This is a genomic window from Cyanobium sp. A1C-AMD, assembly GCF_024346495.1.
Taxonomy (GTDB): Bacteria; Cyanobacteriota; Cyanobacteriia; order PCC-6307; family Cyanobiaceae; genus Cyanobium_A; species Cyanobium_A usitatum.
The window spans coordinates 1-15,299 of the sequence record NZ_JAGQDB010000061.1 but is presented as its reverse complement, the minus strand read 5'-3'; the positions used below and the strand labels follow the sequence as shown (position 1 = coordinate 15,299).

The window sequence follows — 15,299 nt, the reverse complement described above, 5'->3', positions numbered from 1 at the left end:
GAAATACGCCATCACCTGGAGCAGCCCGAAGGAGCAAGTCTTCGAGCTGCCCACCGGTGGCGCGGCCCACATGAATGCGGGCGAAAATTTGATGTACTTCGCCCGCAAGGAGCAGTGCCTCGCCTTGGGCACCCAGCTGCGCACCAAGTTCAAGCCCCGGATCGAGGATTACAAGATTTACCGGATCTTCCCTGGCGGCGACACCGAGTTCCTGCACCCCAAGGACGGCGTTTTCCCCGAGAAAGTCAATGAGGGTCGCACCATGGTTGGTCATAACCCCCGCCGCATCGGCGCCAACCAAAATCCCGCCAATCTCAAGTTCACCGGCAAGAACACCTTCGACGCTTGAGCTGCGTTAACCAACCCCTATAAAGGCGGGGCCAGGCGCCCCGTTTTTTTTGCCTGCCCGCTTGTCCGATGCCCAGCCCCGATCGCGATGGCTTAGCCCAACAGGCTTTTCTAGAGGCAGTCGCGGCTGGCCACAACTTCATCCCCCTCTGGAAGCGCTGGCCTGCTGACCTGGAAACCCCTCTCACCGCCTGGCTGAAGGCCGGAGCTGGTAGCAGTCATGGCGTGCTGCTGGAGTCGGTGGAGGGTGGTGAGCGCATCGGCCGCTGGAGCTTTGTGGTGTCTGATCCGCTCTGGACCCTCACCAGCCGGGGCGGCCAAAGTGTGCGCCAGTGGCGCACCGGCTCCGAGGAGCGGCTGCAGGGCAACCCCTTCGACCTGCTGAGCCAGTGCCTAGAGCCCCTATCCAGCCCGCCGATCCCCGGTCTGCCACCGGTGGGCCAGCTATTTGGCTTTTGGGGCTACGAGCTGATCCGTTGGATAGAACCCAGCGTGCCGGTACATACGTCGGCCGAGGGTGCACCGCCTGATGGCTGCTGGATGTTGGCCGACAGTCTGCTGGTATTCGACCAGGTGAAGCGCCAGATCACCGCAGTGGCCTACGCCGATTTGAGTGGCGGCCAGGATCCACAGGCCGCCTACGCCGCGGCCGCAGCCCGCATCCAGGCCCTGGAGGAGCGCATGCACGGCCCCCTCCCCGGTGCCGGCACCCCCCTGAACTGGCACGACGCCACTGCCGGTGACATCGCTGCCAATTTGCGGACCACCAGCAACGTCAGCCAGGAGGCCTTCGAGGCCGCCGTGAGCTGCGGAGAAGGGCACATCGAAGCTGGCGACGTGTTCCAGCTGGTGCTCAGCCAGCGGCTGGAAACCCGCATCGATCGCGATCCCTTCGAGCTCTACCGCAGCCTGCGGATGGTGAATCCCTCGCCCTACATGGCGTTTTTCAACTTCGGCGGCTGGTATCTGATCGGCTCCAGTCCGGAGGTGATGGTGAAGGCAGAACCAACGGCCGCAGGGGGAGTGAAGGCTTCTTTACGGCCAATCGCAGGCACGCGCCCCCGGGGCGCCGATGAGGCCGAAGACCTGGCCCTGGAGGCGGAGCTGCTGGCTGATCCCAAGGAGCGAGCCGAGCACGTGATGCTGGTGGATCTGGGCCGCAACGACCTGGGCCGCGTCTGCCAGCCAGGCACCGTCAAGGTGAGCGAGCTGATGGTGATCGAGCGCTACTCGCACGTGATGCACATCGTGAGCCAGGTGGAGGGCCTGCTGGCCGAGGGCCAAACGGTATGGGACCTGCTGATGGCCTCCTTCCCCGCCGGTACGGTCAGTGGCGCTCCCAAGATTCGGGCTATGCAGCTGATCCACGCCCTGGAGCCCGACGCCCGAGGCCCATATTCCGGGGTGTACGGCGGTGTTGACCTGGCCGGCGCACTCAACACCGCTATCACCATCCGCACGATGGTGGTGCTGCCCCACCCCGACGGGGGCTGGCGCGTGCAGGTGCAAGCCGGCGCTGGAGTAGTGGCCGACTCCAAGCCCGAACTCGAATACCAGGAAACCTTGAACAAAGCCCGCGGCATGCTCAAAGCCCTGGCTTGCCTGCTGCCGGCCCAGCCATGAGCGCCCCCCTGTTGCTTAAAGGTTTTGAGGTTGAGCTCTACACCGGCCGTGCCGATGGCACGGTGGTGGGCTGCAGCGCCGAGGCTGCGGCCGCCCTTGAGGGGTTCGTAACCGAGCCCGATTGCCGCAACCTCGAATACATCACTCCCCCGGATGCCGACTACGCCCGGCAACTGCAACTGCTGCTCGAGCCCCGCCAACGGCTGCGCCGCTGGCTCGCCAGCCGCCAGCTCACCCTGCTCCCCGGCAGCACGCTGAGCCTGGGGGACAGCCAGCGTTTTGAGCGCTCAGATCCGGCCAATCCGTATCACGGCTACATCGAGGCCACCTACGGCACCAAGGTGGTTACAGCCAGTGTGCACATCAATCTGGGGCTCACCGCAGGCCACGGCCTCGAGCCAATGACCAGCCTGTTTGCGGGCCTGCGCCTGATGCGCTGCGAAGCGTCCCTGCTCCTGGCCCTCAGCGCCAGCTCGCCCTTTCTCGACGGGGTTGTAACCGCTGCCCATTCCCAGCGCTGGCTGCAGTTTCCCCTGACGCCAGCGGAGGTGCCCCTGTTCCTGGACCACCAGCATTACATCGACTGGATGGGCGAGCAACTGGCCTTGGGCACCATGCAAAACGTGCGCCATCTCTGGACATCGGTGCGGCCCAATGGCGACAACCGGCCCCACGACCTCAACCGCCTGGAGATTCGCATTTGCGATCTGGTCACCGATCCACTCGTGCTTTTGGCGATCACGGCCTTCGCCGAACTGCGCTTACAGCAGTTGATGCGAGAACCGGAGCGTTACGACCCACTCCAGGCCAGCAGCCTGGACCCATCCCAGCTAGCCGCCCTCGCCGATGCCAACGACCGGGCCGCAGCCCGCTCCAGCCTTGATGCCACCGTGATGCACTGGCGCAATGGGGCCCCGATCCAGGCCCGAGACTGGCTTGCTCAGGAGCTGGCAGATCTGGCTCCACTTGCTGAAGAGCTGGGCCTAACCCGGGTGCTCGCCCCCCTGCAGGGCGTCCTTGACCAGGGCAACCAGGCCATGAGCTGGCTAGCCGGACACCAGGCTGGCCTGTCGATCCCGACCCTGCTCAACCAGACCGTCGAGGCGATGGCAAGCCAGGAGGCCGAGCTACTTGAGGCAATCGCCACAGACGGGGTGCCTGGTCCTTTGGGATGATCGAAAATCACTCCGCCGCCAATTCAGCTCCCATGCGGCAGTCCATGCCCACTCCCGCTGCAGCCATCGAAGCGATACCGGCTTCCCAGCGGGTCACGCGGCGGCTGGGCGAGCGTCTCGAATTAGTTGAAGATCTCTGGGAGACGGTGCTGCGCAGCGAATGCCCCCCCGAGCAGGCCGAGCGACTGCTGCGCCTCAAGCAGCTGAGTGACCCAGACGAGGCTGATGTCACTGGGGCGATCGTGCAGCTGATCCGCGAGATGGATCTGGCCGAAGCAATCGCCGCGGCCAGGGCCTTTTCGCTTTATTTCCAGCTGGTCAACATCCTCGAACAACACATCGAGGAGGACACCTACCTCGACAGCCTCAAAAACCAGGAAAACGGCCCCAGCGATCCCTTCCTGCCGGCCCTGGCCAACCAGACCGACCCGGCCACCTTTCGCCAGCTGTTCGCCCGCCTGCGCAGCCTGAATGTGCCGCCAGCCCAGCTGGAGAAGTTGCTGCGCACCCTCGACCTGCGGCTGGTGTTCACCGCCCACCCCACCGAAATTGTGCGCCATACGGTGCGGCACAAGCAGCGACGCGTGGCCACCTTGATCCAGAAACTGGAGCAGGGCAGCGGCCTCAATTGCCTTGAGCGCCAAGGCCTGCGACTCCAGCTGGAGGAGGAGATCCGGCTCTGGTGGCGCACCGACGAACTACACCAGTTCAAACCGACGGTGCTCGACGAGGTCGACTACGCCCTGCACTACTTCCAGCAGGTGCTCTTCGACGCCATGCCCCAGCTACGCGATCGCATTCGCGCCGCCCTGAAGCTGAGCTATCCAGACGTGGAACCGCCACGGGATTCGTTCTGCACCTTCGGCTCCTGGGTGGGCTCAGACCGGGACGGCAACCCCTCGGTGACACCGGACATCACCTGGCGCACCGCCTGCTACCAACGCCAGCTGATGCTGGAGCGCTATCTCAAGGCGGTGAACGAGCTCAGTGACCAGCTCAGCATCTCGATGCAGTGGAGCCAGGTGAGCCCGGCCCTGCTGGAGTCGCTGGAAATGGACCGGCTGCGCTTCCCGGAGATCTACGAGGAGCGGGCTGCCCGCTACCGACTCGAGCCCTACCGGCTCAAGCTCAGCTACACCATGGAGCGGCTGCGGCTCACCCACCAACGCAACCAGCAACTGGCCGATGCCGGCTGGGAGTCTCCCTGCGATGGCAGCGCCCCACCGCCGCCGATGGGGGGCAGCATGGCCCCCGCTCCCACCCAGGAGTTGCACTACAGCACGGTTGATGAATTCCGCTACGACCTGGAACTGATCCAAGACAGCCTCGAGCGCACTGGCCTGAGCTGCGAATCGCTGCAGCACCTCATCAGCCAGGCCCAGATCTTTGCCTTCTGCCTTGCCAGCCTGGACATCCGCCAGGAGAGCACCCGCCACAGCGATGCCCTCGACGAACTCAGCCGCTACTTGCAGTTAGCCGTGCCCTACGGCGAGATGGATGAGGCCCAGCGGGTCGAGTGGCTGCTCAGCGAAATCCAGACCCGCCGCCCCCTGCTGCCGCCCACGGCCAAATGGAGTGCCGCCACAGCCGAAACCTTCGCCGTGTTCCGGATGCTGCAGAGGCTGCAGCAGGAATTCGGATCGCGTATTTGCCGCACCTATGTGATCTCGATGAGTCACACGGTGTCCGATTTGCTGGAGGTGCTGCTGCTGGCCAAGGAGGCCGGGCTAGTAGACCCACTTGCCCAGCGCGCCGGCCTGCTGGTGGTGCCGCTGTTTGAAACGGTGGAGGATCTCCAGAAGGCGCCAGCGGTGATGGGCACCCTGTTCCGCCATCCTTTTTACCTAGCCCTGCTGGGCAGTGACGGTGGCCAGCCACTCCAAGAAGTGATGCTGGGCTACTCCGACAGCAATAAGGATTCGGGCTTCCTCTCCAGCAACTGGGAAATCCATAAGGCCCAGATCGCCCTGCAGCGTCTGGCCATCGAGCACGGCGTCGCCCTCCGCATCTTCCACGGCCGGGGCGGCTCGGTGGGCCGCGGTGGTGGGCCCGCCTATCAGGCGATCCTGGCCCAGCCCAGCGGCACCCTCAGCGGCCGTATCAAGATCACCGAACAGGGGGAGGTGCTGGCCTCCAAATACTCCCTGCCGGAGCTAGCGCTCTACAACCTGGAAACGGTCACCACCGCCGTGCTGCAGAACAGCCTGGTGAGCAGCCCCGTTGACGAAACCCCCAGCTGGAACGAGCTGATGGGCCGACTGGCGGCCCGCTCCCGCGACCACTACCGGGCCCTGGTGCACGACAACCCCGACCTGGTGGCCTTCTTCCAGCAGGTGACCCCAATCGAAGAGATCAGCAAGCTGCAGATCTCCAGCCGCCCGGCCCGCCGCAAGAGTGGCGCCAAGGACCTCTCAAGCCTGCGGGCCATCCCCTGGGTATTCGGCTGGACCCAGAGCCGCTTCCTGTTGCCCAGCTGGTTTGGGGTGGGAGCCGCCCTGCAGGAGGAGCTCGACCAGGATCCAGGTCAGCTGGAGCTACTGCGGTTGCTCTACCAGCGCTGGCCGTTCTTCCGCATGCTGATTTCCAAAGTGGAGATGACCCTCTCCAAGGTGGATCTCGACCTGGCCCACCACTACGTCCAGGCCCTGGGCCGCAGCGAAAACCGCGAGGCCTTTGAAGCAATCTTCCAGTCGATCGCTGCCGAATTTGGCCTTACCCGCGATCTGGTGCTGGCGATCACCGGCCACAGCCGACTGCTGGATGGCGATCCTGCCTTGCAGCTCTCGGTGGATCTACGCAACCGCACGATCATTCCGCTCGGCTTCCTGCAGGTGGCCCTGCTCAGACGCCTGCGCGACCAAAACCGCCAACCACCGATGAGTGAAACGAGCGCCAGCAGCAGCGACGATGGGCGCACCTATAGCCGCAGTGAACTGCTGCGAGGCGCCCTGCTCACCATCAACGGCATCGCGGCGGGCATGCGCAACACCGGCTGAGTCCATTCCCTTCAGCCCCTACCTAGATAAGCCCAGCTCTGGACTCCCTTTTGATCCCGTTCCGCAGCCAGCCCCAAGCCCCACAACTGAGGGATGGTTATCACCTGCTGGCCGATGGCCTGCTGCCCAGTGCCGAAGCGCTCAACAGGCTGCTGGTGGCAGCGGGTGATCAGCCCCGGCAGCCTGAGCGCTGGCAGCGGGTGCTGGAGCTAAGCGTTTGGCACTTGGGCGTGGCGGGCCCCGATGGCCAGCTGGTGGGTTTTGTCAGAGCTACCAGCGACCTCGCCCTCAATGCCAACCTCTGGGACCTTTGCGCCGATCCTGCCGATCCAGCTGAGGCAGAGATCCTGGCGGTGCTTGTCCATGCCGCCTTGGGCCGATTGCGCCGGGAGCTGGCGGGGTGCAGTATTTCGCTTTCAGCCCCGCCCCAGGCCCTTGCTGCCCTGGAGCGCTACGGGTTTGCCGTGGATCCGGGGGGCATCCGCGCCATGGGGCTCAAGCTGGAGAATTGATTTCAAGCTAGATAGTTGATTTCAAGCTGGGCTTGGGCCGCAAACCACAGTTCCTAAGCAAAAACCCCACCGCCTGGGCCTTGACTGCCTCGGCGGTGGGGAGAGGTGGGGCGGGATGCGGTTGGGTGACGAGCATGGAGGGACTCGAACCCCCGACCCTCAGAACCGGAATCTGATGCTCTATCCAACTGAGCTACATGCCCTTAATGGCACCCTGCCTGGCTTACCTTAACCGCACACCGCATCAGACCCATCCGGCTGCATCGCCTGGAGCTGCTGCGTTTCCGCAATATCAGTCGGCTGGAGCTGAGCCTGGAGGCTCCCCGGCTGCTGGTGGTCGGGGCCAATGGCGAGGGCAAATCCAACCTGCTGGAAGCGGTGGAATTACTTGGCTGCCTGCGATCCCACCGCACCAGTAGCGATCGTGATTTGATCCAGCACGGCGAGGCCAGCGGCCAGGTGCGCGCCCTCACCAGCGGCGGGGACCAGCTGCAGCTGGAGCTGCGCCGAAGTGCCGGCAGGCAGGCCCAGCGCAACGGCAAGCAGCTGGAGCGCCAGCTTGACCTGCTGGGTTCGCTGCGCTGCGTGGGCTTCAGCGCCCTCGACCTCGAGCTGGTGCGGGGCGAGCCCGCTGGCCGGCGTCAGTGGCTCGACCGGGTGGTGCTGCAGCTCGAGCCTCTCTACGGCGACCTGCTGAGTCGCTACGGCCGGCTGCTACGCCAGCGCAGCCAATTGCTGCGGCGCGGCCTGGGGGGAACCAGCCTGCTGGCCCTACTCGACACCTTTGATCTGCAAATGGCCGTGATCGGCACCCGCTTACACCGGCGCCGCTTCCGAGCGATCCGGCGCCTCGAGCCCCTGGCCGCAGCCTGGCAGGAGCGGCTCAGCGGCGGCCGTGAACAGCTGCAACTGAATTACCAAAGCGGCACTGTCTTGGCGGGAGAGGAGGCTGAGGAGCCTTGGCGTCAGTCCCTGCTTGAGCAGCTACAGCTTCAACGCCAGGAGGAACTGCGGCTGGGCCAATGCACGGTGGGGCCCCACCGGGACGAGCTAGAGCTGGCCTTGGCCGGCCAACCGGCCCGCCGCTACGGCTCGGCTGGCCAGCAACGCACCCTGGTACTGGCCCTCAAGCTGGCTGAGCTCGAGCTTGTGGGCTCCGTCCTGGGGGAGCCACCCCTGCTGCTCCTCGACGACGTGCTCGCCGAACTAGACCCGGAGCGGCAACAATTGCTGCTCGAGGCGGTGGGCGAAGGTCACCAGTGCCTGGTGAGTGCCACCCACCTGGGAGCCTTCAGTGGGGGCTGGCAGGCCGAAAGCCAGGTGGTGCGGATGCGCGCCGGCAAGCTCGATCCGAAGTTGCCAACTGACTTGGACAGCTAGACCCAAGCACCCGGCTGACAGCGTATGGTTAATTGCTTGTTTGGTCGGATTCGATGACCCAGACCCTGCCCTGCCTCCACCCGAACCCGGGATGGACCGAGGCCCCTGCTGCTACCACCGCAGCCTCTCCCCTGCCTCACCAGATTTCCGAAACGGTCGGAAAACACTGCATCCTTGAGCTTTATGGCTGCGACAGCGCCAAGCTCGACGACGAAGCCTTCCTGAGGGACACCATCACCGCAGCAGCGAAGCGTGCCGGTGCCACCCTCCTCAACCTGATCACCCACCGATTCGAACCCCAAGGGGTTACGGGATTGGCCTTGCTGGCCGAATCCCATATCTCGATTCACACTTGGCCGGAATCGGGCTACGCGGCGGTTGATGTGTTCACCTGCGGTGATCACACGATGCCGGAAAAAGCCTGTGCGGTACTCGCCGCCGAGCTTTCAGCCAACGACCACAAGCTCACCAGCTTCCGCCGCGAGACACCGCCGTCGATTGCTGAGAGCCCGCGTGATCCGTTGCAGGAGCATGGGTTCACCGCCGCGGTGACCCTCTGATCTCAGCCGGCTAATCACCGGTTGGCTGAGCCCAGTTCCCGGTTGAGCTTGCCGCTCACCAGCCCCTCCAGATCCAGCCCAACGGCGCTAAAGCCCATCTCCAGGAAGGCCGCCACCAGCGCCTGCCTGGTTTCGGGCTTGGCCCACAAACCCAGGGCGCGATCCAATTGGGCGGGAGGCAGTTCAATCCGAGCCGTCTGGCCCTGGGAGCGCACGCGCACCTGGGGCCATCCTCTTGCCAACAACCAGGCTTCCGCTGCAGCCACCCGCTCCAGCCGCTCCGCCGTGATCGGTTCGCCGTAGGGAAAGCGCGAAGCCAGACACGGCTGGGCCGGCTTGTCCCACCAGGGCAATCCCAGGGACCGAGAAATTTGGCGTACGCCGGCCTTGTTAAGGCCCACCTCGGCCAGGGGCGAACGCACTCCGAATTCCTTTGCGGCCCGAATGCCGGGCCGATGATCATCTAGATCCTCGGCATTGACGCCATCGAGCACGGTCGCCCCTGCCGCCGCGGCCGCGATCGGCGCCAGCAGCCGGTGCAGCTCCCGCTTGCAGGCGTAGCAGCGCTGGTCAGGATTACTGGCGTAGGCAGGATCTGCCAGCTCCGCCGTAGCGATCTCCCGGTGGGTGATCCGCAGCCAACGAGCCTGCTCCGCCGCCTCCGCCCGCAGGTGGGGGGCTAGGGCCGGAGACACACCCGTAATCGCCAAAGCCGCCTCGCCGCGTTGCTCTACGGCGAGGGCAGCTACTAGGGAACTATCAACGCCACCGGAATAGGCCAGCACCAGCCGATCTAGGCACGCCAACTGCTGACGCAGCGAAGCCAGCGCCAGCTCCAGCGGCGGCGGCAACAGCTCCAACGGGGAAAACAGCATCGCCACCAAACTCCTGCCCAGATCTTGGCAACCCCCACCCCAATGACGCCGGTAGCATCGCAATATGAGCAGCACCCAGACGCCGCAACGAGGAACGGGCCGGGGTATCGGCATCCGTACGGCGGCCGGCAGCGATGAGCGCTCCCATGGCCAGCTGCACGTCTATGACGGCGATGGCAAGGGCAAAAGCCAGGCGGCCCTAGGGGTGGTTCTGCGCACCATCGGCCTTGGTATCTGCGAGCAAAAACGCACCCGGGTGCTGCTGCTGCGCTTTCTCAAGGGGCCTGGCCGGGCCTACGACGAAGACGCCGCCATCGAAGCCCTGCAACAGGGCTTTCCCCATCTGATCGACCAGGTGCGCACCGGCAGGGGAGACTTTTTCAGCGCCGAGGAAGCCACCCGCTTCGACCGGCAGGAGGCCCAGCGGGGCTGGGACATTGCCAAAGGGGCCATCGCCAGCGACCTCTACTCGGTGGTGGTGCTCGACGAGCTCAACCCGGTGCTTGATCTGGGCCTGCTTGATGTCGAAGATGTAGCCCGCACCCTGGCGGCCAAACCCGACGGCATGGAGGTGATCTGCACAGGTCGCGGTGCGCCCCGCCAGCTGGTGCAACTGGCAGACCTGCACTCGGAAATGCGCGCCCACCAGGGCCCCGGCGGCCTTGAAGGCGTCGAGATTTACACCGGTGAAGGCAAGGGGAAATCCACCAGTGCCCTGGGCAAGGGGCTGCAGGCGATCGGCCGTGGCATCAGCCAGGACAAAAGCCACCGGGTGCTGATTCTGCAGTGGCTCAAAGGTGGCGCTGGCTATACCGAAGATGCCGCCATAGCCGCTCTTCGCGAGAGCTATCCCCACCTGGTGGATCACCTGCGCTCAGGTCGCGATGCAATCGTGTGGCGTGGCCAGCAGCAGCCGATCGACTACGTGGAAGCCGAGCGTGCTTGGGAGATCGCCCGGGCCGCTATCTCTAGCGGCCTATACAAAACGGTGATCCTCGATGAGATCAACCCGACAGTGGATCTGGAGCTGCTGCCGGTGGAACCGATCGTGCAAACCCTGCTACGCAAGCCCGCCGAAACGGAAGTAATCCTCACCGGCCGCTGTAAGAACCGCCCTGCCTATTTCGACCTGGCTTCGGTGCACTCCGAGATGGTGTGCCATAAGCACTACGCCGAGCGCGGCGTGGACCTCAAGCGCGGCGTCGACTACTAACGACGCCAACCAGCTCAGGCAAACCAAGAATAAAATAACTCGAATCTATGCAAGCAGTTATCCAATACAGCCTCTTTTGCGAAGAGCTTCAAACGAGAACCATCTATCAACCAACAGAGCCAAAGCCTGCCCCTAAGGGAACAGGGGCTTAGGGGGTGGCACCAACCCCATCAGCACAAGGCAGATAGCTGCACGAGTCCGGTTATGGACACCAAGTTTCGCGAATACCTGCTTAAGGTGATATTTAATAGTATCAGTGGCCAGAAAGACAGCCTGACCGATCTCACGATCATTCAAGCCGCAAACCACATACTTCATCACCTCCAGCTCCCGCGGCGTGAGGCCAGGATTATGATCAGGACTACTGCCTGCCAACTCTTGCGCAATAAGGGGCTCGAGATACATCCCGCCATTGACTACTTTCTTGATGGCCGCGATTACGTGGCCGGACCCCATTTCCGACTCCAAGACAATCCCATCGCTATGGGTTTTGATCGCCTCTTGAAATAGCGGCAAATTGCTATGCTGCAAAAAGAGCACCGTGCGCAGATGGGGGCTAGCCTCCTTGGCGGCATTCACCAAATCCATGCCAGAGCCTTCCTCGAGTAGCTGGGTGACAATGAGCAAGGTTGGATCCTTGCAAAGACATAGCTCGAGCCCCTCACTAAATGTCGTACAGGAACCAATCAAATGACCAGGCATCAACTCGGACCCCGAATGCCTACCCCGCTCAGAGCGAACCCATAAGGCTGCCATCAGCCTGCTGTAGCAACAGAAAAGAATCCTCTCCCCCGCAAGCATGCGATCAATCTGACTACTTACCGCTCCCTGAGAAACGTAGGTTTTAAGTGCGTCCAAAGCCTTTACACCCTCAGAAGCAAATAATAGAGAATCGCTGCATCATTTCCCATTCGGCTCCCGTTTAATAGCGCGGCAGGCTCGAATCAATCTCCTGGCTCCAGGCATCAATGCCGCCTTGCACATTGATCCCTTCCACCCCGGCACGCTTTAGGGCAATCAGGGCTTTGGCACTACGGCCGCCCAGCTTGCAGTGGGCATAGAGCTGCTTCCCAGCAGCCAGCTGCTTGATCCGCTCGATGGCGGTGCCGTTTTCAATTTGATCCAAGGGGATCAGCACTGCGCCAGGAATCACAGCAATCTCAGCCTCGGGCGGATTGCGCACATCAATCAACACCATGTCGCTGGTATCGACATCGAGCAGGGCCTTGAGCTCTTGCACTGAGATGCTCTCCACCGCACCGGCCTCCTCCTGGCCAGGTGCGGTGCCGCCAACGCCGCAAAACTCTTGATAGTCAATAAGTTTGTCGATCACGGGGCGCTCGGGATTGGGCCGCAACTTCAGCTCGCGGAACTTCATCGCCAGGGCATCGAACAGGAGCAGCCGGCCGCTGAGGGTGGTGCCGATGCCGGTGATGATCTTCACCGCCTCGGTGGCCTGGATGACACCGATGATTCCGGGCAGCACCCCAACCACGCCGCCCTCGGCGCAAGAGGGCACCATGCCCGGCGGCGGCGGTTCGGGGAACAGGTCGCGGTAGTTCGGGCTCTCGGCATCCAGGTTGAACACCGTGGCCTGACCTTCAAAGCGGAAGATCGAGCCGTAGACATTTGGCTTACCCAGCAGCACGCAGGCGTCGTTCACCAGGTAGCGGGTGGGGAAGTTATCAGTGCCGTCGCAGACCAGGTCGTAGCCGGAAATGATCTCCAGGGCATTTTCGCTGGTGAGGGCGGTCTCGTAGAGATCCACCTGGCAGTGGGGATTGATCTCCAGGATGCGGGCCTTGGCCGATTCAATCTTGGGCTTGCCAACCCAGCTGGTGCCATGGATCACCTGGCGCTGGAGGTTGGAGTGGTCGACCACATCGAAATCGACGATGCCGAGCCGGCCTACGCCGGCAGCCGCTAGATAAAGAAGCAGGGGCGAGCCCAGCCCACCGGTGCCCACGCACAGAACAGAAGCAGCCTTGAGCCGCTTTTGCCCCTCCATACCCACCTCTGGCAGGATCAGGTGCCGGGCAAAGCGAGCCACCTCATCGGGGCTGAGCTGGACGCCGCTGGTGTCGGGAGGAAGCATGGCCTCTTGGATCAGGACACCATTCTCCATGGCAGGCGCAGGGGCGCGGCCGGAGCTTCCGGCAGCCACCAGGCAACCAACTCCCCACCAAGGGTTGGGGCCCCGAGGATCACCATCAAAGTGGATATCCCACACAGACTGCGATCGGTGCCAGAAGGCACGGCCCCACTAGTGGGGTGGCTGTGGGCCGAGCCCAGCAGCTCCAGCCCCTGAGCCCTGCCCCACTTCTGCGCCTGCAGCTGCTCCCTTGGATCAATCGCAAAGCGCTGGCAGCGTTGCTGAGGCTGGGGCCAGACGTTGCAACACGGCCAGACCAGGCGCAGTTGCCAGTCGAAGTCCAAGCGTTCACCAAGCAGCAGGGCACAACCCTCCTCCGGTTCTGCGCTGGCCAGAACGGGGCGCAAAACGGTGAGCAGGTGCAGATCTGCCCTGATTTGCTCTGGCGCTTGGGAGAACACGCCGATACCTTATGAATCATTCCAAACATTCGCCTCCCAACCGGTCCATGAGCGATAACACCACCGACGCGGTTGAGCAGGGCACTGCCACTGAAGTGGAGACTGACGCCACCTCCGGTGCAGCCGAAGCCAGCTTCAGTGAGCGTTACAGCGAAATTCTTGCCAAGGTGAACGGCACCCTGGACCAGGTGGACTGGAGCCAGATGGGACGGATCGGCAAAGCCAGCGGGGTGATTCTGGCTGTGATCGTTGCTCAGATCCTGATCAAAGGAGTGCTCGACGCAATAAACCTTCTGCCCGTGGTTCCTGGCCTGCTGGAACTGCTGGGCTTGGTGGTTGTCGGCCAGTGGAGTTGGCACAACCTCACCACCAGCGAAAAGCGTGGTGCCGTGGTGGCCAAGGTCCAGAACCTCCGCAAGGAATATCTGGGCTAATCAGCTCCTATTAACTAGCAGCTGATCAATGCTGGCTTGAGCCTGGCGCCCCCAGCCGCCGCCAAACAGATTGGCGTGATTCAAAAGGTGATACAGGTTGTAGAGGACGACCCGAGCCTTGGCCCCAGGCTCCAGCGGCCAGACATCTTCGTAACCGCTAAAAAAAGCTTTCGGAAATCCGCCGAATAGCTGGGCCATCGCCATATCCACCTCCCGATCCCCCCAGTAGCAAGCGGGGTCGAAAATTGTGCTGAAGCCATTGGTCAGCAGGCCCGCATTGCCGCACCAGAGATCCCCGTGCACAAGCACCGGCTCACAGTGATGGCCGCTTAGCCGTAGCGGCACCAGCTCCAGCAGCTCCCGTGCTCCCCGCAGCGGCTCTCCCCGCCTAGCGGCCCAGGCCAGCTGGGGCGCCAAGCGGCACTCCGCAAAAAACACCCCCCAATCGGAGCGCCAGCCGTTGGGCTGGGGGGCTGATCCAATGAAGTTGTCTGCCGCCGCGCCGTAGCCCTGGGCTGGTGCCGAGCCGGCACTGCTGCGGTGCAGCTGGGCCAAGCCCTGGCCGCATTGAAACCAACCACTTTCAGCTGCGGCGCCAGGTGAGCCTGCCAACTGCAGCCAGCTGAGCAGCAGCACGGCGAGATCGCCGGCCACTCCCCATGCCAGGGGCGCTGGAATCACCAGCGCGGCAGGCGCATGCTGTGCCAACTGCTGCAGGCCGCTTAGCTCCGCCTCAAACATGGGCAGGGCTGCGGCCGCGTTGGTCTTGGCAAACAAGCTGCGACCATCAGCCAACTCCAGCCGCCAGGCCTGGTGGATACAACCACCCCCCAAAGGCGTCTGGGCCACCACGGCGCAGCCGAGCTGCTGCTCTACCCAGGCCTGCATCGCGCGCCCGCGCACCTGGTTGCCAGCATGGCGCCATGGAGAAGCGCCTCGATGTGGTGGTGGTGGGCGCCGGCATCGCCGGCCTCACCGCCGCAGCCCTGCTGGCCCGGGAGGGCCTGACGGTGGAACTGCTGGAAGCCCACCAGCAGAGCGGCGGCTGCGCCGGCACCTTCCGCCGCGGCCCCTACACCTTTGATGTGGGCGCCACCCAGGTGGCAGGCCTGGAACCGGGCGGCAGCCACCAGCGCCTGCTGGCCCACTTCGGTATGGCGGTGCCGCAGGCCACCCCCCTGGATCCGGCCTGCGTGGTGGATCTAGCCGATGGCCAGCCGCCGGTGCGGATCTGGCGCGATCCGGAGCGCTGGGCCGACGAGCGGGAGCTGCAGTTTCCCGGCAGCGGCCGCTTCTGGCAGCTGTGCGCCGCCCTGCACCGGGCCAACTGGGCCTTCGCTGGCCGCGATCCGGTGCTACCACCGCGCACGCTCTGGGATCTGGGCCAGCTGCTGCCGGCCCTGCGGCCCGCCAACCTGGCCAGCGGCCTGCTGGCCGGCGCCACGGTGGCAGATCTGCTGGCGCTCACAGGCTGCGGTGGCGACCCGCGCCTGCGGCGCTTTCTCGATCTGCAGCTACGCCTCTACTCCCAGGAGCCCGCCGATCGCACCGCCGCCCTCTATGGCGCCACCGTGCTGGCCATGGGCCAGGCACCGCTGGGGCTCTGGCACCTGCAGGGCTCAATGCAGGT

Annotated in this window: 15 protein-coding genes and 1 tRNA gene; 10 read left to right on the top strand and 6 right to left on the bottom strand. The window is 64.0% G+C overall.

The genetic code is table 11. The features are described 5' to 3' along the window. The 5 genes from psaD to KBY74_RS10215 form a co-directional block, all read left to right on the top strand. Positions 1–349: photosystem I reaction center subunit II PsaD (psaD, locus tag KBY74_RS10235; RefSeq protein WP_254942613.1), on the top strand; the 349-nt coding region annotated here is incomplete at its 5' end. A gap of 68 nt (positions 350–417) precedes the next feature. Continuing rightward, a complete protein-coding gene (locus KBY74_RS10230) occupies positions 418–1,971 on the top strand; it encodes an anthranilate synthase component I family protein (protein ID WP_254942612.1) in 1,554 nt (517 codons plus the stop codon). Beyond that, the gene (gene gshA / locus KBY74_RS10225) at positions 1,968–3,146 is read left to right on the top strand and encodes a glutamate--cysteine ligase (protein WP_254942611.1); all 1,179 of its coding nucleotides are present in this window, start codon (positions 1,968–1,970) and stop codon (positions 3,144–3,146) included. Before KBY74_RS10230 ends, gshA begins: the two co-directional genes overlap by 4 nt. Before the next feature lie 44 nt (positions 3,147–3,190). Beyond that, the gene (gene ppc / locus KBY74_RS10220; protein WP_254942610.1) at positions 3,191–6,142 is read left to right on the top strand and encodes a phosphoenolpyruvate carboxylase; all 2,952 of its coding nucleotides are present in this window, start codon (positions 3,191–3,193) and stop codon (positions 6,140–6,142) included. A gap of 50 nt (positions 6,143–6,192) precedes the next feature. Then, positions 6,193–6,654: a GNAT family acetyltransferase gene (locus KBY74_RS10215; protein ID WP_106632363.1), complete on the top strand. Its 462-nt coding sequence runs from the start codon at positions 6,193–6,195 to the stop codon at positions 6,652–6,654. Positions 6,655–6,783: 129 nt separating this feature from the next. On the opposite strand, the gene KBY74_RS10210 is transcribed toward KBY74_RS10215, so the two are convergent. Further along, positions 6,784–6,857 (bottom strand) — tRNA-Arg (locus tag KBY74_RS10210). 64 nt (positions 6,858–6,921) lie between these two features. Here KBY74_RS10210 and recF point away from each other — a divergent pair. Both recF and speD read left to right on the top strand, forming a co-directional pair. Continuing rightward, positions 6,922–8,034, top strand: coding sequence for a DNA replication/repair protein RecF (gene recF / locus KBY74_RS10205; protein ID WP_254942615.1), 1,113 nt, complete (start codon positions 6,922–6,924; stop codon positions 8,032–8,034). 53 nt (positions 8,035–8,087) lie between these two features. Next, positions 8,088–8,594 (top strand): adenosylmethionine decarboxylase, encoded by a 507-nt coding sequence (speD, locus tag KBY74_RS10200; RefSeq protein WP_106632365.1) that lies wholly within the window; start codon positions 8,088–8,090, stop codon positions 8,592–8,594. A 14-nt stretch (positions 8,595–8,608) separates the two neighbouring features. On the opposite strand, the gene larE is transcribed toward speD, so the two are convergent. Next, a complete protein-coding gene (larE, locus tag KBY74_RS10195) occupies positions 8,609–9,469 on the bottom strand; it encodes an ATP-dependent sacrificial sulfur transferase LarE (RefSeq protein ID WP_254942609.1) in 861 nt (286 codons plus the stop codon). Positions 9,470–9,533: 64 nt separating this feature from the next. Here larE and KBY74_RS10190 point away from each other — a divergent pair, with 64 nt between their 5' ends. Then, positions 9,534–10,682: a cob(I)yrinic acid a,c-diamide adenosyltransferase gene (locus KBY74_RS10190; protein WP_254942608.1), complete on the top strand. Its 1,149-nt coding sequence runs from the start codon at positions 9,534–9,536 to the stop codon at positions 10,680–10,682. Between the two features lie 132 nt (positions 10,683–10,814). On the opposite strand, the gene KBY74_RS10185 is transcribed toward KBY74_RS10190, so the two are convergent. The 3 genes from KBY74_RS10185 to KBY74_RS10175 form a co-directional block, all read right to left on the bottom strand. Then, positions 10,815–11,309 (bottom strand): response regulator transcription factor, encoded by a 495-nt coding sequence (locus KBY74_RS10185; RefSeq protein WP_254942607.1) that lies wholly within the window; start codon positions 11,307–11,309, stop codon positions 10,815–10,817. A gap of 295 nt (positions 11,310–11,604) precedes the next feature. Then, a complete protein-coding gene (gene moeB, locus KBY74_RS10180; protein WP_254942614.1) occupies positions 11,605–12,777 on the bottom strand; it encodes a molybdopterin-synthase adenylyltransferase MoeB in 1,173 nt (390 codons plus the stop codon). An 11-nt stretch (positions 12,778–12,788) separates the two neighbouring features. Then, on the bottom strand, positions 12,789–13,235 hold the full coding sequence (locus KBY74_RS10175) for a M67 family metallopeptidase (RefSeq protein WP_254942606.1): 447 nt from the start codon (positions 13,233–13,235) through the stop codon (positions 12,789–12,791). Between the two features lie 47 nt (positions 13,236–13,282). Here KBY74_RS10175 and KBY74_RS10170 point away from each other — a divergent pair, with 47 nt between their 5' ends. After that, positions 13,283–13,669 (top strand): CAAD domain-containing protein, encoded by a 387-nt coding sequence (locus KBY74_RS10170; RefSeq protein ID WP_254942605.1) that lies wholly within the window; start codon positions 13,283–13,285, stop codon positions 13,667–13,669. On the opposite strand, the gene KBY74_RS10165 is transcribed toward KBY74_RS10170, so the two are convergent. Beyond that, positions 13,670–14,572, bottom strand: a complete 903-nt coding sequence (locus KBY74_RS10165) for a fructosamine kinase family protein (RefSeq protein WP_254942604.1) — start codon at positions 14,570–14,572, stop codon at positions 13,670–13,672. Between the two features lie 20 nt (positions 14,573–14,592). Between KBY74_RS10165 and KBY74_RS10160 the strand changes: the two genes are divergently transcribed. Next, the coding region (locus KBY74_RS10160; protein WP_254942603.1) for an FAD-dependent oxidoreductase at positions 14,593–15,299 on the top strand (707 nt) is incomplete at its 3' end.